28 protein-coding genes, 1 other RNA gene and 1 pseudogene are annotated in these 26,986 nt (G+C 44.8%); 20 read left to right on the forward strand and 10 right to left on the reverse strand.

Going from position 1 to position 26,986, the window contains the following annotated elements; all coding sequences use genetic code 11:
* Positions 1–120: 120 nt before the first annotated feature.
* Positions 121–396, forward strand: a complete 276-nt coding sequence (locus BM030_RS17930; protein WP_090974993.1) for a DUF3408 domain-containing protein — start codon at positions 121–123, stop codon at positions 394–396.
* 2 nt (positions 397–398) lie between these two features.
* The gene (locus BM030_RS17935; RefSeq protein ID WP_090974994.1) at positions 399–1,037 is read left to right on the forward strand and encodes a conjugal transfer protein TraD; all 639 of its coding nucleotides are present in this window, start codon (positions 399–401) and stop codon (positions 1,035–1,037) included.
* A gap of 21 nt (positions 1,038–1,058) precedes the next feature.
* Here BM030_RS17935 and BM030_RS17940 read toward each other — a convergent pair whose 3' ends face one another.
* The 5 genes from BM030_RS17940 to BM030_RS17960 are packed head-to-tail and all read right to left on the reverse strand — an operon-like array spanning position 1,059 to position 5,040.
* On the reverse strand, positions 1,059–1,868 hold the full coding sequence (locus tag BM030_RS17940) for an endonuclease (RefSeq protein WP_090974995.1): 810 nt from the start codon (positions 1,866–1,868) through the stop codon (positions 1,059–1,061).
* Positions 1,869–3,644 carry a DUF2326 domain-containing protein gene (locus BM030_RS17945; RefSeq protein ID WP_090974996.1) on the reverse strand — a complete coding sequence of 592 codons (1,776 nt, stop codon included), beginning with the start codon at positions 3,642–3,644 and terminating at the stop codon, positions 1,869–1,871. It abuts the gene before it with no gap.
* Positions 3,634–3,924: a hypothetical protein gene (locus tag BM030_RS17950; RefSeq protein WP_090974997.1), complete on the reverse strand. Its 291-nt coding sequence runs from the start codon at positions 3,922–3,924 to the stop codon at positions 3,634–3,636. The genes BM030_RS17945 and BM030_RS17950 overlap by 11 nt, the downstream gene beginning before the upstream one ends.
* The gene (locus BM030_RS17955) at positions 3,921–4,817 is read right to left on the reverse strand and encodes a hypothetical protein (protein ID WP_090974998.1); all 897 of its coding nucleotides are present in this window, start codon (positions 4,815–4,817) and stop codon (positions 3,921–3,923) included. Before BM030_RS17955 ends, BM030_RS17950 begins: the two co-directional genes overlap by 4 nt.
* 7 nt (positions 4,818–4,824) lie before the next feature.
* On the reverse strand, positions 4,825–5,040 hold the full coding sequence (locus BM030_RS17960) for a helix-turn-helix domain-containing protein (RefSeq protein ID WP_244519038.1): 216 nt from the start codon (positions 5,038–5,040) through the stop codon (positions 4,825–4,827).
* Positions 5,041–5,296: 256 nt separating this feature from the next.
* On the opposite strand from BM030_RS17960, the gene BM030_RS17965 reads away from it, so the two are divergent.
* The 14 genes from BM030_RS17965 (at position 5,297) to BM030_RS18030 (ending at position 16,008) form a co-directional block, all read left to right on the forward strand.
* On the forward strand, positions 5,297–5,602 hold the full coding sequence (locus BM030_RS17965) for a DUF4134 domain-containing protein (protein WP_090975000.1): 306 nt from the start codon (positions 5,297–5,299) through the stop codon (positions 5,600–5,602).
* Between the two features lie 11 nt (positions 5,603–5,613).
* Positions 5,614–5,946 carry a DUF4133 domain-containing protein gene (locus BM030_RS17970; protein WP_013666829.1) on the forward strand — a complete coding sequence of 111 codons (333 nt, stop codon included), beginning with the start codon at positions 5,614–5,616 and terminating at the stop codon, positions 5,944–5,946.
* Positions 5,943–8,450, forward strand: coding sequence for a TraG family conjugative transposon ATPase (locus BM030_RS17975; protein ID WP_090975001.1), 2,508 nt, complete (start codon positions 5,943–5,945; stop codon positions 8,448–8,450). Before BM030_RS17970 ends, BM030_RS17975 begins: the two co-directional genes overlap by 4 nt.
* Positions 8,451–8,472: 22 nt before the next feature.
* The gene (locus BM030_RS17980; protein WP_090975002.1) at positions 8,473–9,105 is read left to right on the forward strand and encodes a DUF4141 domain-containing protein; all 633 of its coding nucleotides are present in this window, start codon (positions 8,473–8,475) and stop codon (positions 9,103–9,105) included.
* A 3-nt stretch (positions 9,106–9,108) separates the two neighbouring features.
* The gene (traJ, locus tag BM030_RS17985) at positions 9,109–10,104 is read left to right on the forward strand and encodes a conjugative transposon protein TraJ (protein ID WP_090975003.1); all 996 of its coding nucleotides are present in this window, start codon (positions 9,109–9,111) and stop codon (positions 10,102–10,104) included.
* A 13-nt stretch (positions 10,105–10,117) separates the two neighbouring features.
* Complete coding sequence (gene traK / locus BM030_RS17990) at positions 10,118–10,741, forward strand: conjugative transposon protein TraK (RefSeq protein WP_090975004.1); 624 nt, start codon at positions 10,118–10,120, stop codon at positions 10,739–10,741.
* 10 nt (positions 10,742–10,751) lie between these two features.
* Entirely contained in the window at positions 10,752–11,180 is a 429-nt protein-coding gene (locus BM030_RS17995) for a hypothetical protein (protein WP_090975005.1), read from the forward strand.
* 13 nt (positions 11,181–11,193) lie between these two features.
* Positions 11,194–11,481 carry a nitrogen regulatory IIA protein gene (locus tag BM030_RS18000; protein WP_090975006.1) on the forward strand — a complete coding sequence of 96 codons (288 nt, stop codon included), beginning with the start codon at positions 11,194–11,196 and terminating at the stop codon, positions 11,479–11,481.
* A complete protein-coding gene (gene traM, locus BM030_RS18005) occupies positions 11,468–12,793 on the forward strand; it encodes a conjugative transposon protein TraM (RefSeq protein WP_090975007.1) in 1,326 nt (441 codons plus the stop codon). The genes BM030_RS18000 and traM overlap by 14 nt, the downstream gene beginning before the upstream one ends.
* Before the next feature lie 101 nt (positions 12,794–12,894).
* Positions 12,895–13,797: a conjugative transposon protein TraN gene (traN, locus tag BM030_RS18010; protein WP_170845814.1), complete on the forward strand. Its 903-nt coding sequence runs from the start codon at positions 12,895–12,897 to the stop codon at positions 13,795–13,797.
* 17 nt (positions 13,798–13,814) lie between these two features.
* Complete coding sequence (locus tag BM030_RS18015; RefSeq protein ID WP_090975008.1) at positions 13,815–14,372, forward strand: conjugal transfer protein TraO; 558 nt, start codon at positions 13,815–13,817, stop codon at positions 14,370–14,372.
* Between the two features lie 54 nt (positions 14,373–14,426).
* Positions 14,427–14,831, forward strand: a complete 405-nt coding sequence (locus BM030_RS18020) for a DUF3872 domain-containing protein (RefSeq protein WP_397236398.1) — start codon at positions 14,427–14,429, stop codon at positions 14,829–14,831.
* A 104-nt stretch (positions 14,832–14,935) separates the two neighbouring features.
* On the forward strand, positions 14,936–15,208 hold the full coding sequence (locus BM030_RS18025; protein WP_090975010.1) for a molybdenum ABC transporter permease: 273 nt from the start codon (positions 14,936–14,938) through the stop codon (positions 15,206–15,208).
* A gap of 356 nt (positions 15,209–15,564) precedes the next feature.
* The gene (locus BM030_RS18030) at positions 15,565–16,008 is read left to right on the forward strand and encodes a response regulator (RefSeq protein ID WP_090975023.1); all 444 of its coding nucleotides are present in this window, start codon (positions 15,565–15,567) and stop codon (positions 16,006–16,008) included.
* A 231-nt stretch (positions 16,009–16,239) separates the two neighbouring features.
* Here BM030_RS18030 and BM030_RS18035 read toward each other — a convergent pair whose 3' ends face one another.
* Both BM030_RS18035 and BM030_RS18040 read right to left on the reverse strand, forming a co-directional pair.
* Entirely contained in the window at positions 16,240–16,638 is a 399-nt protein-coding gene (locus BM030_RS18035) for a hypothetical protein (RefSeq protein ID WP_090975011.1), read from the reverse strand.
* Between the two features lie 156 nt (positions 16,639–16,794).
* On the reverse strand, positions 16,795–17,328 hold the full coding sequence (locus BM030_RS18040) for an antirestriction protein ArdA (RefSeq protein ID WP_170845815.1): 534 nt from the start codon (positions 17,326–17,328) through the stop codon (positions 16,795–16,797).
* A gap of 491 nt (positions 17,329–17,819) precedes the next feature.
* On the opposite strand from BM030_RS18040, the gene BM030_RS19920 reads away from it, so the two are divergent.
* Both BM030_RS19920 and BM030_RS20280 read left to right on the forward strand, forming a co-directional pair.
* Positions 17,820–17,981, forward strand: a complete 162-nt coding sequence (locus BM030_RS19920) for a hypothetical protein (RefSeq protein ID WP_170845816.1) — start codon at positions 17,820–17,822, stop codon at positions 17,979–17,981.
* Positions 17,982–18,007: 26 nt separating this feature from the next.
* Positions 18,008–18,805, forward strand: a pseudogene (locus BM030_RS20280) (recombinase family protein); the annotation flags it as partial.
* Between the two features lie 736 nt (positions 18,806–19,541).
* On the opposite strand, the gene ssrA reads toward BM030_RS20280, so the two are convergent.
* From ssrA to hisG, 3 genes are all read right to left on the reverse strand, one after another.
* Positions 19,542–19,909: a transfer-messenger RNA gene (ssrA, locus tag BM030_RS18050) on the reverse strand.
* 68 nt (positions 19,910–19,977) lie between these two features.
* The gene (hisD, locus tag BM030_RS18055) at positions 19,978–21,264 is read right to left on the reverse strand and encodes a histidinol dehydrogenase (RefSeq protein ID WP_090975024.1); all 1,287 of its coding nucleotides are present in this window, start codon (positions 21,262–21,264) and stop codon (positions 19,978–19,980) included.
* Positions 21,265–21,273: 9 nt separating this feature from the next.
* Positions 21,274–22,125: an ATP phosphoribosyltransferase gene (hisG, locus tag BM030_RS18060; RefSeq protein WP_090975013.1), complete on the reverse strand. Its 852-nt coding sequence runs from the start codon at positions 22,123–22,125 to the stop codon at positions 21,274–21,276.
* Positions 22,126–22,485: 360 nt separating this feature from the next.
* On the opposite strand from hisG, the gene BM030_RS18065 reads away from it, so the two are divergent.
* Positions 22,486–24,942 (forward strand): glycoside hydrolase family 31 protein, encoded by a 2,457-nt coding sequence (locus BM030_RS18065; protein WP_090975014.1) that lies wholly within the window; start codon positions 22,486–22,488, stop codon positions 24,940–24,942.
* 26 nt (positions 24,943–24,968) lie between these two features.
* The gene (gene glgB / locus BM030_RS18070) at positions 24,969–26,981 is read left to right on the forward strand and encodes a 1,4-alpha-glucan branching protein GlgB (RefSeq protein ID WP_090975015.1); all 2,013 of its coding nucleotides are present in this window, start codon (positions 24,969–24,971) and stop codon (positions 26,979–26,981) included.
* Positions 26,982–26,986: the final 5 nt, after the last annotated feature.

The following is a 26,986-nucleotide window of genomic DNA, read 5'->3' on the forward strand; positions in this document are numbered from 1 at the left end:
ATCCTAAACAACCCTTACAGACTGGTGTACTTTGCCCCGGAATCGGTGGTGTATATTGGAGCGGAATAGTGGTGTACTTTGGCTCGGAATATCCAAACCCATTTTTTAAAATATTCGATTATGAAAAAGCAACAGCAAAACGAACCTAAAAAGGTACTGCAAATAGCCCGATATAAGTCGGCTTTTTTAAGACCGACCGGAGTTGTCGCACGGTGCGGAAAGTCGGTATATATCTGCCCCGATTTCCACAAGAAATTATCCCGTATCGTCTGTATTCTCGGAGAGGGAGATATTACGCTTACCGATTACCTGCACAGTGTATTGAAACACCACTTTGAGGATTTCGGCGAGGAAATAAATACAATCCATGCCCGAAACCAAAAGCCAATATTATAGCTATGGAAACATTGATTGTAATATGCCTTATCATCGTCATTATCCTTTTGCTGAAAGATAAGGTGGTCATCCATAAGAACGTCCGCAGGGAAATAAAACTGAAAAAGAAAAGCCCCGACCTGCCGGATATTATGGGGCTTCCCAAGCCTGTGGAACGCCACACCTTGCCACCGGATGCCACAAAGAGACAATCGGGCGAACGTGACGGGATAGCTGATAATTTTGGAACAGAAACCTACGGGATAGGTTTTGGATTGGAAAATCCGCAGATTGAGGGAGAGCCGGATGAAGTTTTCGGGAGTATGTCCGATTTTGAAAATGAGGAAGACGAATGGGATGAATACGGGTTTGAGGACAGCGACAATGAGTTTGCCACAGGGGTTACCTTTGATGAACTGACAACCGTGGGGGCATGGTTGGAGCAAGATACACTTGAACCTGCCCAGCAACAGAAAGCGGTGGATATAGTTCAGCGATTACAGGGAACTGAATTGTTAAGTCTGCTCGAAAACTCAATGGACGGGGCTTCACGGAAGATTGCAGAGTTGTTGGACAAGAGCCTCTCCGCCGGAACGGATTTCAGTTCTCCCGATTTGCGGAAAAGTGATTTGGAGGATTTCGACATCGGGGAGTTTGTCTGAAAAGACAGCTTCCCTTTGTTTTCAAGGATTTTCCAAAAAGTCCTCAAATGCCGAATAGTTTTTTATTCCTTTGGATTTATTTACTTTTCCCATAATAGTTCCGTCAATCCGACTTTTTAGATATGTTACTAAATCATCAAAATGTCTAACATCAATGTAATTAATCCCCGAAGCTTTATATCTTTTAGACAATGAGATTGTGAATGCTGCCCAATTGAATTTTTCTCCTTTTTTGTTTAATTCAATTTGCTTCCAATCTCCATATCTTTTTTTAAGATAATCAACATAGTTCTTTTTAGAAAGCTCTTTTCCCAATGCGCCATTCGGTAACTCAATTTTTGGCTTTGTTAACTGGGGCTTCTTTACAAATTTTGAAAAGTATTTATGTAAAAGAACCTCCGAATGTTCAATATACTTTGTAATAGTGTCCCATCCCCAATAATATAAATCAAATGATAAACCATGTTCTTTCTTAATCTGATTTAAGTATTCCTGTATCTGAGCATCATCACGAAAAGTGGAAACAAAAATAAATTTGTCAAAATCAATCTTCAAATCCTCTGCTTTTTCTAAGTCGGCATTTATGTCCTGAATAAGATTTTTTCTAATAGTTTCGTCTTTTCTTCCAATGCTTTTCAATTTGCACTGGATTACGGTTTTTCTTTTAGCAGAAAAGATATCAATCCCTTTCTGATTTTGTCCCTTCACACCGAATGTTTGGAAATCTATGCTTTCGTAGGAAGATGTATTCTCAACAAAATTGAACAGGTCGCAAGTAAGTTCTTCAAATAACTTTTCGTCTTTTAAAACTGGTAATTGATATTTTGCCATTTAAAAAAATCGTTTAAAAATTGTTTCCTGTTCGCTGTCGGAATATTCTGCTATCACTTGTTTAGACCAGTCAAAGTCAAATTTACCAAACTTACTTTCATCTCTGCTTAAATCAATTTCATCTTCATTGAATGTAAGTATGTATTGAAAATTGTGTAGTTCATTCGATTTGTGGTACATGTAGTTCAGAACATTGGATATAGTTTTATATGATATAGCATGGAACACACCATCATGAACTAAAAAGTCAGGAATATTCCGTTTGTCTATCCTACTCTTTAGGAAAACCATTATGTCATAAGCTACAATTTTTAAACGCTCTTGTCCTAAAGCATCAGCTTTCGGGATTTCTAAATTTATTTTAAAAGGCAGCTGATTTCTCGGCGAAGTCGGGTTTAATGTAATGTCGAAATAAGAATTATCGAACTCTTCATCCAAATAAATAGCATGCTCGAGAATTTGCTGAAATAACAACCTCAACTCATCAAGATAAGTCTTTTGCTTATTTAACTCACCAACAATGTCTCTTTTTAGTTCAGCGATGACAATGTTAGCATTTCCCAATATTTCCTCAATTTCGTCAATTTCTCTTACGATTGAGGTATTGCGTTCCAAAAGCGTTTTTTCATTTACCAATCTTTCATAAGTGCTTTCAATCTTATCTAATGCCCCCCTTTCTTTCAACAAGGAAAATAACTGACTTCTATTTTTTTCCAATTTTTCAAGCTGCTTAAAGCTTTGGTCTATTGCAGACTGTAGTTTCTTTTCTTCCTCTAAAAGATATTTGTTCCTATTGGCAAGAAGCTGTTTCTTAAAATCTATAACTTCATCCAAGCTTTTCTTAACGAAGTTTCCAAAAGTTGTTACAGTCTCGTTGTATAGCTTTTGAATTTTGTCCAAGTCAATGGATGAGACATCACTGTAAGAAGACTTTAGTTTTTCTAATTTCCTGTTTGTATTATGATAGATGACAGATTGCTCGTTGATTTCGGATATAACCTGATTTAGTTTTTGCTCTATCTCTTTGTGGTTAGCAAGAAAATTATACTCTTTCAAACTATTTTCGAGGGTCGTAATATCTTTTTCAATTTTTAACCGCTCGGTTCTAAATTCCTGTACATCTTTCCCTGTATCTGCTTTAATTTTTTCAGATAAGGATTTTACTGTATTACTATATCTTTCGTATTCAGAAGAAACCTCATTATATTTTAAAAGGGTTTTAGTAGGAAGATTAAGCAAATAAAAATTGTATAATGCCTTCTCTCTTGCATTGGCGTTGTATGAAACGAAATTTAAAGGGTCAACCCTTTGCTGACTTTGCAAATCATCCTTAACAAAAAACTCCATTAATGTTCCATACCTTTTTCCCTCAAAGAACACTTCATTATTCTCCGTTGGAAAAAATATTCCTTCCAGCACTTTGGGCATTTCCGACTTTTCGTACTCATCAAGTGCATCGGGCCGTTTTCCAAATAAGATTTTTTTGGTATCAGCAAAACTTCTTTTAATAAAATACTTTTGTCCCTGTACTTCAAGTTCTAAAGTAATCGTATGTTCATCATCCCTTAAAAAGTCGTATTTTCTTTGACTAAATCTTTTTTCAGCTTTACCACTTAATAAGGCAAAATCAACAAGTCTCACTAAAGTGGACTTGCCAATGCCATTAATCCCTCTGGCTTCTTTATCTTCCGAATATTTACCTAATACGATGTTTATCCCATTGTGAAATGGAACGGCGTCTATTAGGTTAGTGTCTGAATATATTCTAATTAACATCGTTGTCAAATAAACTTATTTGGCTTTCTTCATTTTCTTTTTTTACCAATTTTATTTTATATCCCTTTTTCTCGATACTTCCAAGCGTATGCAAAAAAGTTAAAGCATACAGAAAAAGGTCGGGTGTTCTATCTTTGTCTCTGTTTAGAAACTTGTTCATCACATCGTCCACAACAGCATACCTGTTTTTGAATGGAGAATTGCTCATAATGCTAATAATATCTGCACCCAATACCATAAGGTTGGTTTTTAAATTGCTTTCTGGTTGCGGTAATATCATAGCTCACTATCTGTTTTTCTGCCTATTAAACATTGTTCAAACATATAAAGCAATATGGATTTCACACATTTTACATATTCATCATCCTTGATATTGCCGTATTCCCTGGTGTATTGGTCTGTTAGATTATATAGTCTTTCTTTAAAACTGCCTGAAAGTTTATTATAATCATTTATAACCCTTCGTTTTAGTGTATTAATCTCATCATCGTTATATCCCGAAAGGATATTGGTAATCGTATTAAATTCCTCCATTACCAACATCATCTCCGAGTTCATTCCGTCCCAGTCTTCTTGTTCAAAGTTTAGTTCAATTTTCTTTTGAGGGGGAACCAATGTCTTTTTGTCAAAATGCAAGGCTTTATCTTCTTCACCGGAAGCATTCAATAAATCATTTATAATGTCCTGTATATAATCTTGTATGAAGAAATTTTCAATTCCCAAATAGACTGCAAGCTTCCGTTTTTTACTTGATACAAGTTCGTCAATGATGTTAAGAAGTTGGTCTATACCTTTAATCGAAGTAGTTCCGTCCAAGCTTTGAATTATATTTAGTTGGTCTGGGGAGACTTCGTGATTTACATACATTTCCCAATTAGGATACTTGTCTTTCCAGTTTTTCTGATATTTTTCGAAATCACCCTCTTTATTTGTAGCCCCCAATACTTTGGTTTCAAAATCTGCTTTGCTATACTTTCTTGGAGCATAACAAGCTATTATCTTTTGTTCAGGCAAAACTGTACCATCATTGCCTTGGTCTTTGTTTCTCCTGATAGGAATGTAATCATCGACACCGTATTTCAGAAGAAATAGTTCATCAATAAACTCCTCGAACCCAAATCCTTCTCTGGACTGAATTTGCATTTTAAACGCATTTTTTAATAATGTATCCATGTACAAATTAGAGTTCCAAATTAATTTTAACCCTACCGTCAAATCCTTTTTCCACTATTTCCTTAAGGGTTTGGAGTTTAATATTGTTGCCATAATCAGTTTCTATTTTAGAGATATAACTCCTTTTTTTACCCACTTTCTGGGCCAATTGTTCTTGAGTTAATTGCCTTTGCTCTCGGGCTTCTTTTAGCATCTCTCCAATATGTCTGCCTGATATTTTCATCTTAAAATGATTAAAAATAGACTTTCCTACGAATGCACAAATGTAATTTAAAAGTTGCATTGCACAAAGAGCTGACCGTAGAAAAATGCATTCAGTTATACAACATTGCCTTCAAATGACTTCAACCAATGTCGCCACTCACTGCCAATTCATTCCGCTGATTTCCAGTTTCCCGTAACGCTTCGATTTCCATAAGATTTTTGTTCCCAAAGCCCACACGGGGTGGGAATGAGTAACAATTTAATTCAGTTAAATCATGGAAAAACAAAGCAAGAAAGTATTGCTGACAGGCGTCCTGTTCCTGTCGGCATTCGGTGTGTTCGCACAGGGCAACGGTTCGGCAGGTATCAACGAAGCCACGCAGATGGTAACGAGTTACTTCGACCCCGCAACACAGCTCATTTACGCCATCGGTGCGGTGGTTGGATTAATCGGGGGTGTAAAAGTGTACAACAAATTCAGCAGCGGTGACCCCGACACATCGAAAACGGCGGCATCGTGGTTCGGAGCCTGTATCTTCCTCATCGTAGCGGCGACCATTCTCCGTTCATTCTTCCTTTAAGCCGACGACCTATGAGCAATTACAATATCAATAAAGGTATCGGTAGGACAGTCGAGTTCAAAGGACTGAAAGCACAGTACCTGTTCATCTTCGCCGGAGGCTTGCTCGGTGTGCTTGTCCTCGTCATGATAATGTACATGGCAGGTGTAAACTCTTACATCTGTCTGTTTATCGGGGCAGGCGGAGCGTCACTCATCGTGTGGCAAACATTCGCACTGAACGGCAAATACGGCGAACATGGGTTGATGAAAATCGGGGCAAAGAAAAGACATCCGAAATACATCATCTGTCGCAAAGCCGTACGCCGCTATTTAAAATTCACTTCTAAATCCAATGCCCTATGAGAAATACCGCAAAAGCCACAACGTTGGAAAGCAGGTTTCCATTACTGGCGGTGGAGCACAACTGCGTCATTTCAAAGGATGCGGACATCACGGCCTGCTTTCGGGTACATCTGCCGGAACTGTTCACGGTAGCATCGGCCGAGTACGATGCCATACATTCGGCTTGGCACAAGGCTATCAAGACTTTGCCGGACTACACCATTGTCCACAAGCAGGACTGGTATATCAAGGAAAGTTATGCGCCGGATATTGCACGGGAAGACCAGAGTTTCCTTTCGAAATCCTATCAGCAACATTTCAACGAACGTCCCTTTTTAAACCATTACTGTTACCTCTTTTTGACCAAGACCACCAAAGAGCGGATGCGGATGCAGAGCAACTTTAGTTCGCTTTGCAGAGGTGTCCTTGTCCCGAAAGAAATCAGGGATAAAGAAACCGTCCGCCGCTTCATGGAGGCGGTAGCACAGTTTGAGCGGATTATCAACGATAGCGGTTTTGTAAAACTGGAACGTCTGACCGAGGATGACATCATCGGCACAGGTGACACACAGGGGCTGCTCGAACAGTACCTTACCCTGTCGAGGGAGGCCGGAACGCCCATGCAGGATATAGCTTTGGGCAGTGAGGATGTGCGTATCGGCAACAAAAGGCTGTGCCTGCACACCCTTTCCGATACGGACGATTTGCCGAATACCGTATCGGCAAATACGAGGTATGAAAAGCTGTCCACGGACAGGAGCGATTGCCTGCTGTCCTTTGCCTCTCCGGTTGGCCTGCTCCTTAGCTGCAACCATATCTATAACCAGTACCTGTTTTTGGATAACAGCGATGAGAACCTGCGCAAGTTTGAAAAGTCAGCCCGTAATATGCACTCACTGGCAAGGTACAGCAGGGCAAACCAAATCAACAAAGAGTGGATTGAAAGGTATCTGAACGAAGCGCACAGCTTCGGGCTGTCTTCCATCCGTGCGCACTTTAATGTGATGGCGTGGTCGGATGACCCGCACGAACTCAAGCAGCTAAAGAACGACACGGGCAGTGCGCTCGCATTGATGGAATGTAAACCGAGGCACAACACGGTGGATGTTGCCACACTGTATTGGGCAGGCATGGCAGGCAATGCGGGTGATTTTCCGGCGGAGGAAAGTTTCTACACGTTCATCGAACCTGCATTGTGCTTCTTCACCGAGGAGACCAACTACCAAAGTTCGCCATCACCGTTCGGCATCAAGATGGCGGACAGGCTCACGGGCAAACCTATCCATCTGGACATTTCAGACCTACCCATGAAAAAAGGTATTATCACGAACCGGAACAAGTTCATACTTGGTCCGTCAGGCTCGGGAAAATCTTTTTTCACCAATCACATGGTAAGGCAGTATTACGAGCAGGGCGCACACGTCCTGCTCGTGGACACCGGAAATTCCTATCAGGGATTGTGCGAACTGATTAAGGGCAAGACCAAAGGTGAGGACGGGGTCTACTTCACTTACACCGAAGACAACCCGATTGCGTTCAATCCATTTTACACGGACGATGGTGTTTTCGACATCGAGAAAAGGGAAAGTATCAAGACCTTGATACTGACTTTATGGAAGCGTGATGACGAACCGCCGACCCGTTCGGAGGAAGTGGCGTTGTCCAACGCCGTGAGCAGTTATATCGACCGTATCCGGCAAAGCGATGAATATCCCTCTTTCAATGGTTTTTACGAGTACGTAAAAGGCGATTACAAAAAGGTACTGGAAGAAAAACAGGTGAGGGAGAAAGACTTTGACGTTGCAGGTTTCCTAAATGTATTAGAGCCGTACTACCGTGGTGGTGAGTACGATTACCTCCTCAATTCGGACAAGCAGCTCGACCTGCTTTCCAAACGTTTTATCGTGTTTGAAATCGATGCGATAAAAGACCACAAAATCCTCTTTCCCATAGTGACCATCATTATTATGGAGGTCTTCATCAATAAGATGCGCAGGCTGAAAGGTGTGCGCAAAATGATACTGATTGAGGAAGCGTGGAAAGCCATCGCCAAAGAGGGAATGGCAGAGTACATCAAGTACCTTTTTAAGACCGTCCGCAAATTTTTCGGTGAAGCTATCGTGGTCACGCAGGAGGTGGACGACATTATCCAGTCACCCGTGGTCAAGGAAAGTATCATCAACAATTCCGACTGTAAAATCCTCTTAGACCAACGCAAGTACATGAACAAATTCGATGACATCCAAGCGATGCTCGGACTGACGGAAAAGGAAAAATCCCAAATCCTTTCCATCAACATGAACAACGACCCGTCAAGGCTTTACAAAGAGGTGTGGATTGGGCTTGGCGGTACGCATTCCGCCGTGTATGCAACGGAGGTTTCGCTCGAAGAATACCTCGCCTACACCACAGAGGAAACCGAAAAAATGGAAGTCATGCAACTGGCTTCCAAACTGGACGGCAATGTGGAACTGGCGATAAAGCGCATTGCTGGGCAAAGGCGTGAAAACGCAAATAGTTATTAATCATTTTTAAAAATCAGAAACGATGAAAAAAGTAATGTTACTGGTGTATACGACAGTTATGCTTGCCGTTGCACCGTCTGCAAAGGCACAATGGATTGTGACCGACCCTGCAAACCTTGCATCTGGTATTATCAACAGTGCAAATGAAATCATACAGACTTCATCCACCGTGTCGAACGTGGTAAAGAACTTCAACGAAGTAAAAAAAGTGTATGAACAGGGCAAGGAATACTACGACAAACTGAAAGCCGTAAGCAACTTGGTGAAAGATGCTCGTAAGGTGCAACAGACGGTTTTGCTCGTGGGCGATGTCTCCGAAATGTACGTGAACAATTTCGGCAAGATGATGAACGACCCGAATTTCAGTCCGCAGGAACTGACAGCAATCGCCAACGGTTATTCCACGCTCTTGAACGAGAGTACCGAACTGCTCAAAGAACTGAAACAGATTGTAAGCTCTACCGGACTTTCCTTAAATGATAAGGAACGTATGGACATCATCGACAGGGTTTACAGAGAGGTCAAGGATTACCACAGCCTTGTTCGGTATTATACCAACAAAAATATCTCCGTGAGCATTTTGAGGGCAAAAAAACAGAACAACACCAAAAGGGTGCTTGAACTGTACGGTACGGCTGAACAAAAATACTGGTAAACTATGGAATGGAACAATCTTCACGAACTCCTGCGCTCGCTTTACGATGAGATGCTCCCACTGTCCGCCGATATGGCGACAGTGGCTAAGGGCATCGCCGGATTGGGCGCACTGTTCTATGTAGCACTGAAAGTGTGGCAGGCATTGAGCCGTGTAGAACCGATAGACGTATTTCCGCTCCTGCGACCTTTCGCCACTGGGCTTTGCATTATGTTCTTTCCGACGATCGTACTGGGAACTATCAATGCGGTGCTAAGTCCGGTCGTAAAAGGCACAAACGCCATGCTCGAAAACCAAGTGCTTGACCTCAACAAATTGCAGGAACAAAAAGACCTGTTGGAGAGAGAGGCAATGCTCCGCAATCCCGAAACCGCTTACCTCGTAAGCGATGAGGAATTTGATAAGAAACTGGACGAATTGGGATGGTCGCCGTCCGATTTGGTTGCCATATCCGGCATGTACATGGAGCGTGGAATGTACGATTTAAAGAAAAGCATCCGTGACTGGTTTCGGGAGCTACTGGAAGTTCTTTTCCAAGCATCGGCACTGGTAATAGATACCATACGGACATTCTTTCTTATCGTGCTGTCCATACTCGGGCCGATAGCCTTTGCGATAAGTGTATGGGATGGTTTTCAATCCACACTTACGCAATGGCTGACCCGATATATCAGCGTGTACCTGTGGTTGCCCATCGCCGATATGTTCAGCTCCATGCTCGCCAAGATACAATCCCTCATCATCGAACGGGATATTGATATGCTTGCCGACCCGACCTACATCCCCGACACATCCAACACCGTGTATATCATCTTTATGATAATTGGCATCGTGGGGTACTTCACCGTTCCAACGGTGGCAGGTTGGGTAATACAGGCAGGGGGTGCAGGAAACTTCATGCGCAACGTAAACTCTACGGCATCAAAGACCGGAAACATCGCCGGAGCAGGAACGGGTGCAGTTGCAGGCAATATCGGTGGCAGGTTAATGAACAAATAAAAATCAAGAAGCAATGGAATTTAAGACACTAAGAAATATCGAAAACAGCTTTAAGCAAATACGGCTGTACGCCATTGTATTTGCGGTACTCTGCACCAGTGTAGTAGGTTATGTCGTATGGCAATCCTACCAGTTTGCCGAGGCACAACGCCAAAAAATATATGTACTGGACAACGGCAAATCATTGATGCTGGCACTGTCACAGGATGCAAGCATCAACAGACCTGTTGAAGCAAGGGAACACGTTAAGCGTTTCCATGAACTGTTCTTTACGCTCGCACCGGATAAAAATGCCATCGAAAGCAACATGAAAAGGGCTTTTAACCTTGCGGACAAAAGTGCCTTTGACTATTACAAAGACCTTTCGGAAAAAGGGTACTACAATCGTATCATTTCGGGAAATGTGCAACAGCGTATCGAAGTGGATAGCGTCGTCTGCAACTTCGATACTTATCCCTATGCCGTTAGGACGTATGCCAAACAGTTTATCATCCGTCCAAGCAACGTGACCAAACGGAATTTGGTCACTTCATGCCTATTGTTAAACTCGGTCAAGTCCGACAACAATCCGCAGGGTTTCAATATCGAAAAGTTTGCCGTGTTGGAAAACAGGGATTTAGAAGTCATAGACCGCTAAAATCAAGATTATGCAAGCGATATCAGATTTGAACACGTTCGCCAAAATCCTTACCGCCAAAGGGTATGACGGCTATTTCCAAACACAGGGTGCGTATGCCGGAAAACTGGAAGACAGTATAAGTGAATACCTCGAAAACTGCCGAAAGGGTGCGGAGGGCGCACCAAAGTCACAGCTACTGTTGACGGGCTTTCTGCAATGGGCAGGCGATGACAAACCCTATGTAGAATGCTGTATGTGCGTGAAATACCTAAACGGCAAATTCTTCCTCCATAAAATGAAGGTTGCAAGAAAAGACCAGTTCGGGCAATTACTGAAACAAACGGAACTGACCGACCTATCCGTAGTGACCGCTCCCAAAGCAAAGGAAGCAATCGCCATGGTGAGCGATGCACCGGAGCAAAAGACGGTTCACAGGCAGAAGCGGTTCAGTTTATAAAACGGATTGGGGCATGAAAAATCTAAGAACGACAATCAATAATTGGTTTGACAAACTCGATGGACAGTGGCGAGCGATGCCTGTCAAAAAACAGCACCACTATACGCTATTGCTCTTTGCAGGCTATGCGCTATTGTCCGTTGCCGTGCTGTTGAAAGTGTGCTACGATGTAGCGCATTCCGATAATACCATGACGATAGAGCATATCGAAAACCCGATTAACGGGCAAAACAAATCCTCGGTTTCTCCGCAGGACAGTATTAACAAAATCTTAAAACGTAAAATGTATGAAAGACAGTGAAAACAAAAGGGTAAGTTTTTTGGTCGAAGATGGCGACCCAAAAAACGGAACGGATGCACCGCAGGACGGTGCGCAGAACAAAGCCGAAAAGCTAAAGAAGCCCATCATTTTTGCCCTTATGGGCGTGGTGTTCTTCGGCTGTATGTACCTAATCTTCAAACCGTCCTCCGATAAGAAAGCGGTTGAGGATATTGGTCTGAACGATGCCGTACCACAGGCGACCGATGCAGGGCTTCAATCCGACAAGCAAAAGGCTTATGAACAGGAAATGCTCGAACAGAAAATGCAGGAAAAGCGCAATGCGCTCCTGTCACTATCCGACTATTGGAGCGAGGACAGTACCGCCGATCCGGAAGCGGAGCAACCGGATGAGGACTACGAAGACGGCTTCGCTTACGGCGGTGGTACACGCAGGAACAGCAACCCTGCTCTGAATAGTTACCGAAGTGCGCAAAGTACGCTGACCTCGTTCTACGACAACAACGATTACGAAACGCAGGAACTCCGCAGGCAGGTTGAGGAACTGAAAGAGCAACTGGCTGAAAAAGACGTACCGCCAAACACGACCGTAGAAGACCAACTGGCTTTGATGGAAAAGTCATACGAAATGGCATCCCGTTACCTGCCATCAAATCCGGCACAGACGGGCAATGCGGACACAACAGTTTCGGCAAAGAGTACCTCACAAAAAGAGCATTTCGTAGCATTCACCCCCGCAAGGAAAAATACGGTTTCCGCATTGTACCGTGAACCGACCGACAGTGCTTTTTTGGCAGACTGGAACGAAACCCGAAACCGTGGCTTTTATACGGCAGGCGTTTCGGAACAGGTCATACAACCGAAAAACAGCATTAGGGCTGTGGTACAGGAAACACAGACCGTGACGGGCGAAAGCGATGTACGGTTGCGTTTGTTGGAAACGGCGCAAACTCCCGTCCGCTCAATTCCGGCAGGAACGGTACTGACGGCTAACGCCAAGTTTCAAAGTGGCAGGTTGCAGTTAAAGGTAACATCCATCGAATTTGAGGGCAACATTATTCCGGTCGATATAACCGTGTATGATGTGGACGGACAGCAAGGGCTATATGTGCCGTATTCCCCCGAAATGAATGCCCTTACCGAGATTGCCTCCAACATGAGCCAAACGGGAGGAACAAGTATCATGATGACACGCTCGGCAGGGCAACAGATGGCAGGCGACCTCTCCCGTGGCGTGGTGCAGGGCGTATCGGGTTACTTCTCCAAGAAAGTGAGGACACCGAAAGTAACCGTCAAAGCCGGTCATCAGCTATTCCTCATTTCAAAAAATTAATGTTTAACTAAAATCAAAAAGAAAATGAAATGTTCATGTTTCCAAAAAGATAAACACACATGAACATTCCATATCTCCATTAAAAAATAAATAATAACGATATGAACGCAATATTTAAAAGCCTCATAGCAATGGTCTGTTTAACAGTCCTTATCACAGGTGCAAATGCACAGCAAGTGGCATCCAGTACAACAAAATTGAGCATGGGCAAGGTTGACCCTTACGAAATGCAGGTGACGTACAGCAAAACCTCGCACCTCATATTCCCGTCTGCAATCCGCTACGTGGATTTGGGCAGTGAATACCTTATTGCAGGCAAAGCCGAAGATGCGGAAAACGTACTTCGTATAAAGGCAAGCGTAAGGGATTTTGACGAGGAAACCAATTTTTCGGTCATCACGGACGATGGTCGGTTTTACAATTTCAATGTCTTTTACAGCCCTTATCCTGCAACGCTGAATTATGATTTGCTGACCATGCAAAAGGCATCGGACAGGGAAAACGGCAACGATGTTCTGTTTGAGGAATTGGGGGGCAATTCGCCGTCACTGGCAGGCTTGCTCATGGAAACGATTTACAAAAAGAACAAAAGGATTGTGAAGCATATCGGAGCAAAAAGCTACGGCATACAATTCCTGCTAAAAGGTATCTACGTCCATAACGGAAAATTCTATTTCCATACGGAACTGCGCAACAAAAGCAATGTTCCGTTCAACATTGACTTTGTGAATTTCAAGGTCGTGGACAAGAAAGTCGCCAAGCGTACCGTGGTACAGGAAAAGGCAATGAACCCGTTGCGTATGTACAAAACGCTCGGTGAAATAACGGGCAATACCACTGACCAAAACGTATTCCTGCTCGACCAGTTTACCATCACGGATGACAAGGTTCTGGTTATCGAAATCTTTGAAAAGAACGGGGGCAGACAACAGGTATTGCAGGTGGAAAACTCCGACCTCCTACACGCCAAGCTGATAAGCGATATGCACCTAAAGATTAATTAACCCAAAAAGAACGAACAATGATGAGATACATTTTTGCCGTGGTGCTTGCCATGCTAAGCATGACGGCGGTACAGGCACAGCGGATGCTCCCCAAACAAAAGGGATTGGAAATAAACGCAGGTATGCTGTCCAAAGAAATAAGCGACAATTACTACCTGAATTTGACACTGACGGTGAACGGAAAGAACGGCAATTACTGGATGTGGGGCGCGGAGTATGCCCATCAGGTTTCCGGCTACAGGGATGTACAGATACCGCTCGAAACCTATACGGGCGAAATAGGGTACAGTCTTCAGCTACCCGTCGATGCAAGAAAGACCGTCACGCTGAATGCAGGGCTTACAGCCGTGGCAGGTTACGAAACCATCAACCGGAGCGAAACCATGCTACCGGACGGCTCGACCATCGTCGATGAAGACAATTTTGTTTACGGCACTGGCGGACGGCTCACGCTCGAAACGTACCTGTCCGACCGCTTCGTCCTGCTCCTGCAAGGGCGGGCAAAAGTGCTTTGGGGTACGGATTTGAAACAGTTCCGTCCATCGGCAGGGATTGGACTAAGGTTTAACTTTTAAATTGATTTTACGATGAAAACATTAATTAGAAAATACAGGTTACATTTACAGGCAATGTTCCTGCTCTTGGCAATGTTGGTCTGCGCCGTGGTGCTGACCTCCTGCGAAAAGGACAAACTCGACATACAGCAAAATTACCCTTTTGAGGTACAGGTGATGCCTGTACCCAAAGAGGTGGCGAACGGGCAGACCGTTGAAATACGGATTACCATTGAACGGTCGGGTAATTTCAATGATGCGGAATACTTTATCCGCTATTTCCAGTTTGACGGGTACGGTACATTGCGCTATTACAACGAACCGCCGTATATGCCGAATGACCTGTACCTATTGCCACAGACACAATTCAGGCTGTATTACACTTCTCAATCGACAGTATCACAGTCGTTTGATGTTTGGATTTCGGACAATTTCGGGAACGAAAAACAGGTCAGTTTTCAGTTTAACAGTAGAGATTGATAATAAAATCTTGTTCATACGTGGACAGGATTTTTTGATTTTATAAAGCTCTTATTCAGTGCTTTTTCGTAAATTCAAACAGTAGAAATAAAAGGCTTATCGTTATGGCTTCATCATTGGTAATAGGTATTATATTCTTGGTTTTAGGTTTAGGGTTGCGTTACTGGATTAACCGCAGGAAGTTTTACAGACGTAGCCCGACCGGAGCGGAGGGCTTTTCATCCTATGAAAAGTCGGTTATTGTTAAAACTTCTGAACGTTTGGGCAAATGGATAGCTTATGCTTTGATTATTTTCGGACTACTGTCACTATGGGTTTATTCAAGAGAGAAAAAAGAAATAGCATCCTCAACAACTGAAATACAAAACCCTCAATAAGCAACGATATAGATTTATGGAGCGGTACAGGTCTTTGCGGTCTGTACCGTTTTTCTTTTGTGCCAAATATTTAACTGTGGTAAATGTAAGCAAGTGACAATAGAGTGTTGTGTATGAAAATCCACATCGTTATCTTTGCTATTAGAAAATATAAAAATCTTAAAGTGTTTTTGCTTTAAGTCTTGGTACTGAAAACTGGTAATTTTTATATCTCCGAGACAATAAGTAAGAACGCTCACGCTATAGGCGTGGGCGCTCGCTTATTTGGAGATAAGGTATACCAGTACCCCAGTATCGAGTAAGTGAAGTTGCCTGCGCTTTTTTTATTGCAGGTCGCTACTTTAAAAACGGATATTATGGACACTGGAAACGACAACAGAAACAATGTCTGTGTAGCGGTCATAGATGACAATGCACGGCTTCGGCAGATGCCCGTCAAGCAACTCGAAAATTCGGGTTATACGGTATTGTTCGACACAGGTAACGGGGAGGATGCCCTACAAAAATTACAAAAGAACGAAAGGTTGCCCGATGTCTGTCTCGTTGAGGAAGATTTTGTCTCCGCTAAAATTCTGCTTGAAAAATACCCCGATTTGAAAATCCTAATTGTCAGTACGAGCGATAATGAGGAACATGTAACGGATATGCTGAAAACAGGCGTCTCCGGCTATGTACTGAAATATGCTGACCCCGATGAAATGCTGGCCGCCGTTAAAGCATTGAGCGAAAATAAAAAATATTTCAGTGTGGGAGTCAGTGGGATAGCAACGGAATATTTTAAAAATCAACCCCAATCTTAGGTTTCTTTGCTACTTTCTTTTTCGTTTCAACTCACGAAAGAAAGTAGCCGATACTCTGCAACCTCTTTGGCAAATGCAGGTATAGGGAAAGGCGGAGCGGAAGCATTTGGCAAAAGGGGTTGTTCCGCTTTCCGCAAAAAAGACTGTTCCGACCTGGGGAGGATCTGTCTTTTTTGCCCGTCCGATTTTTCGGGCAAAATAATGGGAACGGCGTACCGCTCCCGTAAAAATTCAACTGGTCACAATCATTTTATCATGCCCGAAAAGCAAGTGTATCGCTTCTTTCAGCTTTGGACTGCATTCCTCCCTTTCTGCATATTCAATAAGGCAGTTTGTTAAAAAAATGGCATTGTAGCCATCAAATAACTGGTCGGAAAACACCCGCGTACTGCGGTGTAACATGACGTTGTGCCGCTTCAAAACCTGTTCGGTATTGCTGACTAAGGCAAACCAAAAATCGGCGGTTACAAGCGTTCCATCAGCCCAAATACTGCGTATATATTCTTCCTGAGCTCTGAAACGCTCCGTCTCCTGCTGTACAAAGAGGGTCAGGTCTTTACGGTTTTTGGGGAATAGTTTAGCAAGTAAATACCCTTTTTCTACGTTGTTCATTTCGTCCAATGCTTTCATGTTCTTATACTTTTTTAGTGTTAATCTTCTTCAATTTTATGACAGTTGTATTGCGCCCTTTTCACCGCTTAGCGGTACTGCTTTTTTCCGTATCATGCCCGTATCATGTTTTTGATTGTTGATAGGCGACCACCTTTGCAGGCGGTCGCCTGTGGGCTACGAATTGTAGAATACATGACCGTCCTCGCTCCAATAATCACCGCTAAACAGGTCACGGGCAAAAGCCTCATAATCGAAATACCTTTTTGCAAATTCGGGCAGGTCCATTTGCTCTACCTGTTCATAGGCAAAACCTTCCTCGTCCTTGTATTCGCCTATATAATCATCGTCAAAGCCGCTTATAAGGTCGTTTATATCTTCCTCGGGTAGCTTACGATGTCCATTGTCGCACCATATTAGGAATGCCTCTTTTCGGGTTTCGTCCATATCCTCCAGAGCCTCCAAAACCTCAAATACGTTATCACTTATCCAACATTCGCCGATTAAGCTATTTGGGATATTTTCGTAATCTTGGAACATAAATTCGGGGTCTTCCTTGTCATCGTGCAGCTCCCTGCAAGCGGTATAAAATTCTTCCTTGTCCGCGTAGTCGGATAGCGTTAGCCACTTCCCGAAGATTGAACCGTCATTATATTTTGCGTATGTGCCGACATATACCCTTGCTTCCGATGTGTTGATTTGATGTGTCATTTCTTTACTGTTTTGAACTGATTTTTTTGATTTATTCGGCAATGAGAGGAGGTGCTGTTGTTTTGTTTCAATACCATTTCCAATGCTTATTTTCCTCATGCCTGACATTTTTTTTATTCGTGTAAAGAGCCGGAGTATGCTATGTTTCGTTTCGGGAGCATAAAAGGTGAGTGTTTAGTAGGCACAAGGTTTTGGGAAAAAATACACCCAACGGGCTGGAGATTTTTTTCCAAACCTGTCTTGACCTTTTGCCTACGTTAAGAACACGGACATACCTTTGCTCCATGAAACGTGAACAATAGGCATACTGGCTTTTTGGGATAAAAGCATCCGTGGAAGTAATGAGGATAGCATTTGGGAAATGGTTCTAAACAGGCAGACTGTGCCAAGTAATTCAGCCAAAAGACACAACCCAATATCCACTTCATCAACGCAATAAGTTTGTCTGTGCGGATTAATCCGCGCGGTTTACAGGCAAAAATGTGTTGAAGATGGAGAAAGAAAAAACGAGCGATTTAACTCCCGAAAGAGTTATGCAAATCTTGAAAAAGAAAGGAACAAAGGTCGATATAGAGGAAGCAAAAGCCATTTTGGAGTTTGTCAAGAAGATAGCACACATTGCAGTTAACCAGTATCTAAGAGGAAAACTTTAATCCAATTAACAAGGAAAGCTGTTGTGATGAGAAAGGCAGATTTATACATACGTGTATCGACGGACGAACAAGCGGACAAGGGATATTCGCAACGTGACCAAGAAGACCGATTAAGAAGATATTGTGAAATAAAAGGTATTCCGGTAAGGGATGTGTATATAGAAGACCACTCGGCAAAATCTTTCAAACGTCCAGAGTGGCAGAAATATTTATCCAACCTACGTAAAATAAAGAATAACAAATCGGGGTCAATAATATTGTTTACCAAATGGGATAGGTTCAGCAGGAACGCAGGGGATGCCTACCAGATGATTAACCAGCTACGGACACACGGCGTTGAGCCTGTGGCAATAGAACAGCCCTTAGACCTTACCATTCCCGAAAATAAAATTATGCTTGCGTTCTATCTTGCTTCACCGGAAGTTGAAAACGACAGGCGTGCATTGAATGTATTTCACGGAATGCGCAGGGCAAAGAAAGAGGGGCGGTATATGGGCACTGCTCCATTGGGGTATGTCAATAAGATAACCGAGGACAAAAAGAAATACATCGCTCCACATGACTTTGAAGCCCCCATACTAAAATGGGCATTTGAGCAACTTGCTTCCAATAGTTTCAACACCGAACAGATTTGGAAAATGGTACGGGATAAAGCAAAAGGAAAAGGTAGGTTCAGTAAAAACAATTTTTGGTTGGCCATACGAAACCCATTGTACTGTGGCAAAATATTCGTTCCTCCCTACAAAGAGGAAAAGGGATATTTAGTCAACGGACAACACGAGCCCCTAATCAGTGAAAAACTGTTTGATGACGTACAAGATGTTCTCGATGGCAGAAAAAAAATGATAAAGCCGAAAATAGTGGCAATGGAAAATCTACCACTTAGAGGGTTCATAAAATGTCCTAACCCCAAATGTAATAGGATGCTTACAGGGAGCGCCTCAAAAGGCAAAATGGGCAATTATTACTATTACTATCATTGCATTTCCTCCTGCGGAACACGTTTCAAAGCCGAAACCGTCAACGAGGCTTTCTTAAAGCAATTACGGTATATGTCGCCCAAAGAGGGCATGGTCGATGTTTTCATCGAAGCGTTTATCAAAGACTTCAATGATAAGACCAAAGCCCAAAATACCGAACGGACAAATATCATAGATGAGATTGATAAGTTGAACAAACGCTATCAAAATGCGCTTTTAAAGAATGCCGATGGAGAAATGGCAGACGATGATTTCCAAGAAGTAAAACGGTTGACCAAAGGAAAGATTGAGGTTTTGGAAAAGAGATTAAACAGCTTGGCAGTAACCGGAACGGAGATAAAAGACTTGGTAGCTTCTGCCTTAAAAAAGGTCGCAAACATCGACGTACGGTATGAAAACGGCAATATTGAAGAAAAAAGGCTTATAGTGAGTTCGATGTTCCCCGATTTTTTGGAATTTGACGGAGTACAACATCGAACTCGGAGACTAAATTCCGCAATCACTCTTATCTATCAGAACAACAACGAGTTACAAGATAAAAAAAAAGGGACAAGTCTTTCTTTTTTAGACTTGTCCCAAGAGGTGGAGCCGGAGGGATTCGAACCCTCGTCCAGACATGGTACAGTGTACGCTTTCTACATGCTTAGCTTCCGTTTCTTTGTCGGGAAAGGGAAGGCCGGACGCTTGCCTATACCGTTTTCCTTAGTTGCTGTTTCTCACCGACATGTCGCAACACCAAGCCGGCCAGTTCCGTGGTTCGATGCCCCGGATGCTGCGCTACGGAACCAAGCGCGAGCGGGACAAAAGCTGAGCTAATTCTAAATTAGGCAGCTAAGGCGTAGTTTTCTTCGCCATTTGTAGATCTGAAAGTTGAGATTAAAGCGCCATACTTCCAACGCGCTGCATGCTTACATAACCGTCTCCATCCTGTCAATTCCGGTCGACCCCAATGTTACGGTCAGCCTGCAAATATACAACTTTTTTCCTAAATCTCAAAGCCGCGCTTCCCGAGGTGTTTACGTCAGCCTTACGGATACGGCATTTTTGTGTGCATGCAACCCCTCCAGCTCAGCCAGCACCTCAACCGTATGACCGATGTTCTGTAATCCTTCCTGGGTAATGTGCTGAAACGTGATCTTTTTAATGAAAGAATCAACCGAAACACCGGAATATGAACGGGCGTAGCCGCTTGTGGGCAGCGTGTGATTTGTGCCGGAAGCGTAATCGCCGGCACTTTCGGGGGTGAGGTGCCCCACAAATACGGAACCCGCATTGCTCACTTTGCGAACCAGCGGTTCCCACTCGTCCATTTCGATAATGAGGTGTTCCGGAGCGTATCGGTTGCTGAAGGCAATGGCTTCATCGGTTGTCTCGCATAATATCGCATAGGAATTGTCCAGGGCTTTTGCCGCAATCGCTGCACGCGGCAGTTCGGCCAATTGGGTGGCAAGGGCATCCTGTACCGCGTCAATAAGGCTTTGGTCTGTGCTGACAAGTATGGCTTGACTGTCTGGGCCATGTTCTGTCTGTGCCAGCAGATCGGCCGCCACGTATTCCGGATTGGCGGAACTGTCGGCAATGACCAACACCTCTGAAGGCCCGGCAGGCATATCGATGCTGACTTGTGTCATGCCCTGCAAGACGCTTTTAGCTTTGGTGACATATTGATTGCCCGGGCCGAATAGTTTGTCGACCTTCGGAATGCTTTCGGTGCCGAAAGCCATCGCAGCAACAGCCTGCGCGCCGCCGACTAAATAGACGTTGTCTATGTTGAGTAGTTGTAAGCAGTAGGCCACGTAGCCGTTGATTTTACCGTCGGATTGCGGGGGAGAGCATACGACAATTTCTTTGCATCCCGCAATCCGTGCAGGTACGCCAAGCATAAGCAGCGTGCTGGGTAATACGGCAGAGCCGCCGGGGATGTACAGTCCTACTTTTTCGATAGGACGGGGTTCGCGCCAGCATGTCACACCGGGCATGGTTTCCACGGTTCGCTCCTTCCGTAATTGCGTGGCGTGGAAACGGTGGATGTTAGCAAAGGCTATTTCCAGTGCACGCTGCTGCTCCCTGCCTATGGAGGCGGCCAGCGCCGCAATTTCTTCGGCACCGAGGCTCAACTGTTCCAACTGAACGCCGTCGAACTGTTGGGCGTAGGCTTTCAGTGCGGCGTCGCCCTTGGCCTTTACTTCCGCTATGATAGCAGTAACCGATTGCTGCACGGCGTTTGATGGGTCGGTATTGCGTGCTAAGAGTTGCTGGACGACTGGCTCACTTAAAGAACGGTAAATGTATGTTCTAAGCATCGTATTCATTTATAGAATAATTTTCTCGACAGGCATTACGACGATGCCTTGTGCACCAACTGACTTCAATTTGTTGATTTTTTCCCAAAAATCGCGCTCTGAGATAACGGTATGTACGGCCACCCAGTTCTCTTCAGCAAGGGGCACTATCGTCGGGCTTTTTACACCGGGAAGAAGGGAAACGATGTCATCCAGGTTGTTTCTTTCAACGTTGAGAACGACGTATTTGGTTTCGGCAGCGCGAAGCACCGACTGGATACGTTGAATCAGTTCACGCACCACGGGGTTGCCGTCAATGCCGTTTTTGCTGATAAGCACGGCTTCAGATGACATTACATCGGCAAATGGCTTAAGTCCGTTGCTTCTTAATGTGCCACCCGTAGAGACGATGTCAAAAATGGCTTGGCTCAATTCCAGCGCGGGCGAAATCTCCACCGAGCCGGAGATAACTCTTATATCAGCCGAAATACCATTTGCATCCAGATATTTCTTTAAAATGGTGGGGTAGGATGTGGCTATGGCTTTGCCGTTCAGGTCAGCAAGTGTCTTTGCATCACTGTGGTTGGGTACGGCAATCTTCAGGCTGCACTTACCGAACCCGAGGCGTTGGAGATAATGTACGTTGGCTTCGGTTTCTGCGATTACATTTTCTCCGACAATGCCAAGATCGGCAATGCCGTCTTGGACATATTCAGGGATATCATCATCCCGCAAGAACAGGATTTCTAACGGGAAATTCGAAACTGCCGTAATCAGGGAGCTTTTGTAATTCTCGAAACTCAATCCGCAATTTTTCAGTAATTGAACGGATTTCTCGTTAAGCCTTCCGGATTTTTGGATGGCAATTTTCAGTTTTTTCATTTAGCGTGATTTTAATACGATGAAACATGCATGAGCGGTGTGAGTGCTGTCCTTTTTTGACCGGTGATTCATGCGGTTTCAATGGCGTAACTAATTAAGGCGTGATAAAAAAATTATTAATAAAGTAGAACAAACATCAGGGGTTAATTGCTTCACGTAGAAACATACAGTTAGTAATCGCCGCAAGGGCGATGATGGAAATGTATGTGATGGATGAAAGCAATCATGATGTTGATATTAATAACCTCGCGGCAAATATAGGGAATCATGGGAGGAAACAAAAAATAATGATATAATCTCTTTTTAATTACCCAAAACATGTATTTTGGCTAAAAATATTTTGAAGCGATAGTATACGATATGGCGAAAGATTCCACCAAACAGCGAGACATAGAAAACGGCAACGCCGCACAGGTATTAGAAGAAGGGATTCAACACGTAAATAATCCGGTGCTGGATTTGCCGGAAATTGTGAAAAATTACCTCGGCGCGGTTACAGGGTATCATCAAGAAGATAACAACTTTTATTTTACTGACGGTAGTGCCTGTGTAGAGATTAAGGTCGTCAGCGATGAGATTATCCGGGTACGTCTGGCCCCGAAAGGACAGTTTCTGGATGATTTTTCCTATGCTGTTCCGCAGTCGGATCAGCATGTGGCCGTATATAATTTCGAAGAAGACCAGCAGGTATACCGGGTGAAGACCAATACGGTAACCTGTATCGTCCGCAAGGCGGACTTCTTGATTTCTTTTGAAGACCGGGAAGGAAAGGAATATAACCGGGATTATGCCCCCATGCATTGGGAGGAAAATCCGGATTTCGGAGGGTACTATGTATACTGTACCAAGGCAGCTGTTGCAGAAGAAGCATTTTACGGGCTGGGTGATAAGCCTACTCACCTCAACCTGCGCGGCAAACGTTTTGTAAACTGGAATTCGGACACCTATTCCTTTCAGTTCAATCAGGATCCGCTTTATCGGAGTATCCCGTTTTACATTGGACTGAATGATGGCAATGCCTACGGTATCTTTTTTGACAACACCTTCAAGACGTATTTTGATTTCGCCGCTGAAGCGCACGATCAGACGAGCTTTTGGTCGGAAGGCGGCGAATTGCAATATTATTATATCCACGGCCCCCATATGATGGACGTGGTTAAGCGTTACCATAGTATCACGGGTACGCATTACCTGCCCCCGTTATGGGCGTTGGGTTACCATCAATGCCGTTGGAGCTATTACCCGGAAAGTAAGGTTAAAGATCTCGCCCGTAATTTCCGCGAACGGAAGATACCCTGCGATGCCATATATCTTGATATCGACTATATGGATGGCTACCGTTGTTTCACTTGGAACAAGCGGTATTTCCCCGACCCGAAGAAAATGATTAAGGAACTGGCTGATGACGGATTCAATACCGTAGTAATCATAGATCCCGGTATCAAAGTTGATGAAAATTATTGGGTGTTCCGCGACGGTAAGAAAAATCGCTATTTCTGCCGTCGAGGCGACGACTATTTCATGGAAGGGTACGTATGGCCCGGGCGTTGCCAATTTCCTGACTTTACCAATAAGGAAGTACGTGAATGGTGGGGCGGGTTGTTTAAGGAATTGGTGGATGCGGGGATAGCCGGTGTATGGAACGATATGAACGAACCGGCGGTATTTGGCCGAGGGACCTTCCCGAATGATGTACGCCACAATTTTGACGGCTACCGGGGGTCGCACCGGAAGGCACATAACATATATGGCATGCAGATGGTACGGGCCACATATGAAGGATTGAAAAAGTTGTTCCAGAAAAAGCGCCCGTTTACCATTACGCGCGCGGCATATGCCGGCACGCAGCGCTATGCTTCCGTATGGACGGGTGATAATGTGGCAACATGGGAGCACCTGCGCCTTGGTGCACTCCAGCTTCAACGGCTGTCCGTGTCAGGTATGCCGTTCTGCGGTACGGATATCGGAGGGTTTAGCGGCGAACCGGATGGCGAGCTATTCACCAGATGGATTCAGTTTGGCGTGTTTTCACCGTTCATGCGGGCGCATTCGGCGGGCGATACGGCCGAACGCGAGCCATGGAGCTTCGGCCCGGAGTATGAAACGTTGAACCGCAAATTCATTGAATTGAGGTACAAACTGCTGCCTTACATTTATTCGGTATTCTGGGAACATACCAAATATGGGTTTCCAATCCTTCGCCCGATAACCATGGTAGAGCAGCACCTGGATAGCAACATCCAGCGGGAGGAGGAATTTTGTTTTGGCGATAAAATTCTGGTGTCGCCCGTGCTGAATCCGGGGCAGCACCGTAAAACGGTATACCTGCCTAAGGGCGGCTGGTATTATTACTGGAATGACAAGCGCTTCGAGGGAGGTAAAGAACATGAGGTGGATACACCGCTGGATGAAATGCCTATCTTTATCAAAGCCGGTACGGTATTGCCCGAATATCCGGTAATGCAATACGTCAACGAACGGAAAATCGAGGCACTTAAACTGCTGGTATACCATGCAGACCGGGTAACGAACTCGTACCTTTATGAAGATCACGGAGATACGTTCGCCTATGAACAACATATTTACCTGGAGAAAAAATTCGTGGTAAAGGGTGGGGCGACAAGTTTGAAGATTTCGCAATCGGTTGACGGCCTGTATTCGGAGAAATACGATGCCTATGAGCTATCTCTCGTCGGATTGCCCTTTGAGGTGAAAAACGTGTTGGTAGACGACGCGTCCGGAACGGTTGAACGCGATGGCGATGGACGATTCAGAATAAAAGTGCCCAAGGATTTCAAGAGTATTGCCATTTCATGAGGCGTAAACCATTATAAATCCATTTTATGCAAAATGCGGTAGAAGTCTATTCCCTGTTTTCTGATTTCGACATCAGTCTGTTCCGGGCGGGCAAGCACTATAAACTCTATGAAAAGTTCGGATCGCACGAGCTTGTCGACGGCGATAGGGCAGGGACATATTTTGCCGTATGGGCGCCCAATGCCGCATCGGTATCGGTTGTTGGAAATTTCAACGGGTGGAATCCCTATTCGCATAACCTGTATGTGCGGTGGGATGGCTCCGGTATATGGGAAGGGTTCATACCTGGTATTGGCATCGGCGAATTGTATAAATACCGTATCCGTTCCTTTCAGGGCGAGACGTTAGAGAAGGGCGACCCGTTTGCGCTGCAGTGGGAAGTTCCGCCGCGCACGGCGTCCATCGTTTCCACAACGTGGTACGATTGGCAGGATGCGGAATGGATGCAGACACGGCACACACACAACGCGCTCGACCGGCCGATGGCCGTGTATGAAATGCATATCGGTTCATGGATGCGGGATCCGGCTGATCCCCAGCGTTTAATGGGATACCGTGAGGTTGCCGATAAACTGGTGCCCTATATTAAGGAGGCGGGGTTCACCCACGTGGAGTTGCTCCCGGTCATGGAGCATCCGTATTACCCGTCATGGGGATATCAGGTTACGGGATATTTTGCCGCGTCTTCGCGGTATGGTAGTCCCCAGGATCTCATGTTTCTCATCGAGCAGCTTCATCAGCACGGCATCGGCGTGTTGCTGGATTGGGTGCCGTCGCATTTTCCCGGCGATGCCCATGGGCTGTACCGGTTCGACGGTACGCACCTGTACGAACATGAAGACCCACGGCAGGGTTATCATCCCGATTGGGGATCGTATATCTTCAACTACGGGCGCAATGAAGTGCGCTCATTCTTGATCAGTAATGCGCTTTTCTGGCTTGATCGGTATCATGCGGACGGGTTGCGGGTAGACGCGGTAGCGTCCATGTTGTATCTCGATTATTCCCGCAAAGCGGGAGAATGGATTCCCAATGAGTATGGAGGGCGTGAAAATCTGCAGGCTATCGGCTTTTTGAAAGATATGAACGAAGCGGTGTATCGCCATTTCCCCGATGTTCAGATGATTGCTGAAGAATCTACCTCGTGGCCGGGTGTGAGCCGCCCTACCAGCGGTGGTGGACTGGGATTCGGTATGAAGTGGATGATGGGCTGGATGCACGATACGTTACAGTATTTTGCGCGCGACCCACTGTATCGACAGCATCACCATGGGCAGCTCACATTCAGCCTGCTGTATGCTTTCCATGAAAATTTTATGCTGCCGCTATCTCACGATGAGGTGGTGCATGGTAAGGGTGCGCTTGTTAGCAAGATGCCCGGCGATGAATGGCAGCGGTTTGCTAATCTTCGGGCGCTTTTCCTCTACATGTATACACACCCCGGCACCAAATTGTTATTCATGGGCGCGGAGTTCGGGCAGACGGCCGAATGGAACCATAATCAGTCGTTAGACTGGCACCTGCTGCAATATGGTCCGCACCAGGGTATCTCTCAATTTGTAAAGGCGCTCAACCAAGCGTACCGGACAGAGCCAGCGCTATACGAGCGTAGCTTCGAACCCGAGGGCTTTGAATGGATTGAAGGGGGAGATGCCCGCAATTCCGTGATGGCTTACGCCAGAAAAGGCATGCGTCTGGAAGATGATCTGCTGGTTATCCTGAACCTGACACCCATGGTACACCATGGTTACCGCTGCGGATTACCCGCCCCCGGTGAATGGGAAGTGTTGCTTAACTCTGACGAAGAGCTTTACTATGGCAGCGGTGTACAGCAGTCGGCAGTGCAGGCAGAACCCATCCGTTGGATGAACAAAGATTGGTCGGCACTCTTAACATTGCCGCCGTTGGCCGGCCTTGTTCTTAAACGCAGTTTAGCGAAAAACGCCCGTACCGAGGTGCAGCAAAGTGACAAGGAGCCCCTGATCAAGAAGCCTTCAAGCAAACGGCGCGTTTCTGGAAAGAAACCTGCCAACAAGTAAGTATA

The sequence above is a fragment of the Parapedobacter composti genome (assembly GCF_900112315.1).
GTDB lineage: Bacteria > Bacteroidota > Bacteroidia > Sphingobacteriales > Sphingobacteriaceae > Parapedobacter > Parapedobacter composti.

Bases quoted from the DNA above. Each gene is read 5' to 3' on its own strand.
- BM030_RS17930 (WP_090974993.1), top strand. From the start codon at position 121: ATGAAAAAGCAACAGCAAAACGAACCTAAAAAGGTACTGCAAATAGCC.
- BM030_RS17935 (WP_090974994.1), top strand. From the start codon at position 399: ATGGAAACATTGATTGTAATATGCCTTATCATCGTCATTATCCTTTTG.
- BM030_RS17940 (WP_090974995.1), bottom strand. From the start codon at position 1,868: ATGGCAAAATATCAATTACCAGTTTTAAAAGACGAAAAGTTATTTGAA.
- BM030_RS17945 (WP_090974996.1), bottom strand. From the start codon at position 3,644: ATGTTAATTAGAATATATTCAGACACTAACCTAATAGACGCCGTTCCA.
- BM030_RS17950 (WP_090974997.1), bottom strand. From the start codon at position 3,924: ATGATATTACCGCAACCAGAAAGCAATTTAAAAACCAACCTTATGGTA.
- BM030_RS17955 (WP_090974998.1), bottom strand. From the start codon at position 4,817: ATGGATACATTATTAAAAAATGCGTTTAAAATGCAAATTCAGTCCAGA.
- BM030_RS17960 (WP_244519038.1), bottom strand. From the start codon at position 5,040: ATGAAAATATCAGGCAGACATATTGGAGAGATGCTAAAAGAAGCCCGA.
- BM030_RS17965 (WP_090975000.1), top strand. From the start codon at position 5,297: ATGGAAAAACAAAGCAAGAAAGTATTGCTGACAGGCGTCCTGTTCCTG.
- BM030_RS17970 (WP_013666829.1), top strand. From the start codon at position 5,614: ATGAGCAATTACAATATCAATAAAGGTATCGGTAGGACAGTCGAGTTC.
- BM030_RS17975 (WP_090975001.1), top strand. From the start codon at position 5,943: ATGAGAAATACCGCAAAAGCCACAACGTTGGAAAGCAGGTTTCCATTA.
- BM030_RS17980 (WP_090975002.1), top strand. From the start codon at position 8,473: ATGAAAAAAGTAATGTTACTGGTGTATACGACAGTTATGCTTGCCGTT.
- traJ (WP_090975003.1), top strand. From the start codon at position 9,109: ATGGAATGGAACAATCTTCACGAACTCCTGCGCTCGCTTTACGATGAG.
- traK (WP_090975004.1), top strand. From the start codon at position 10,118: ATGGAATTTAAGACACTAAGAAATATCGAAAACAGCTTTAAGCAAATA.
- BM030_RS17995 (WP_090975005.1), top strand. From the start codon at position 10,752: ATGCAAGCGATATCAGATTTGAACACGTTCGCCAAAATCCTTACCGCC.
- BM030_RS18000 (WP_090975006.1), top strand. From the start codon at position 11,194: ATGAAAAATCTAAGAACGACAATCAATAATTGGTTTGACAAACTCGAT.
- traM (WP_090975007.1), top strand. From the start codon at position 11,468: ATGAAAGACAGTGAAAACAAAAGGGTAAGTTTTTTGGTCGAAGATGGC.
- traN (WP_170845814.1), top strand. From the start codon at position 12,895: ATGAACGCAATATTTAAAAGCCTCATAGCAATGGTCTGTTTAACAGTC.
- BM030_RS18015 (WP_090975008.1), top strand. From the start codon at position 13,815: ATGATGAGATACATTTTTGCCGTGGTGCTTGCCATGCTAAGCATGACG.
- BM030_RS18020 (WP_397236398.1), top strand. From the start codon at position 14,427: ATGTTCCTGCTCTTGGCAATGTTGGTCTGCGCCGTGGTGCTGACCTCC.
- BM030_RS18025 (WP_090975010.1), top strand. From the start codon at position 14,936: ATGGCTTCATCATTGGTAATAGGTATTATATTCTTGGTTTTAGGTTTA.
- BM030_RS18030 (WP_090975023.1), top strand. From the start codon at position 15,565: ATGGACACTGGAAACGACAACAGAAACAATGTCTGTGTAGCGGTCATA.
- BM030_RS18035 (WP_090975011.1), bottom strand. From the start codon at position 16,638: ATGAAAGCATTGGACGAAATGAACAACGTAGAAAAAGGGTATTTACTT.
- BM030_RS18040 (WP_170845815.1), bottom strand. From the start codon at position 17,328: ATGACACATCAAATCAACACATCGGAAGCAAGGGTATATGTCGGCACA.
- BM030_RS19920 (WP_170845816.1), top strand. From the start codon at position 17,820: ATGGAGAAAGAAAAAACGAGCGATTTAACTCCCGAAAGAGTTATGCAA.
- hisD (WP_090975024.1), bottom strand. From the start codon at position 21,264: ATGCTTAGAACATACATTTACCGTTCTTTAAGTGAGCCAGTCGTCCAG.
- hisG (WP_090975013.1), bottom strand. From the start codon at position 22,125: ATGAAAAAACTGAAAATTGCCATCCAAAAATCCGGAAGGCTTAACGAG.
- BM030_RS18065 (WP_090975014.1), top strand. From the start codon at position 22,486: ATGGCGAAAGATTCCACCAAACAGCGAGACATAGAAAACGGCAACGCC.
- glgB (WP_090975015.1), top strand. From the start codon at position 24,969: ATGCAAAATGCGGTAGAAGTCTATTCCCTGTTTTCTGATTTCGACATC.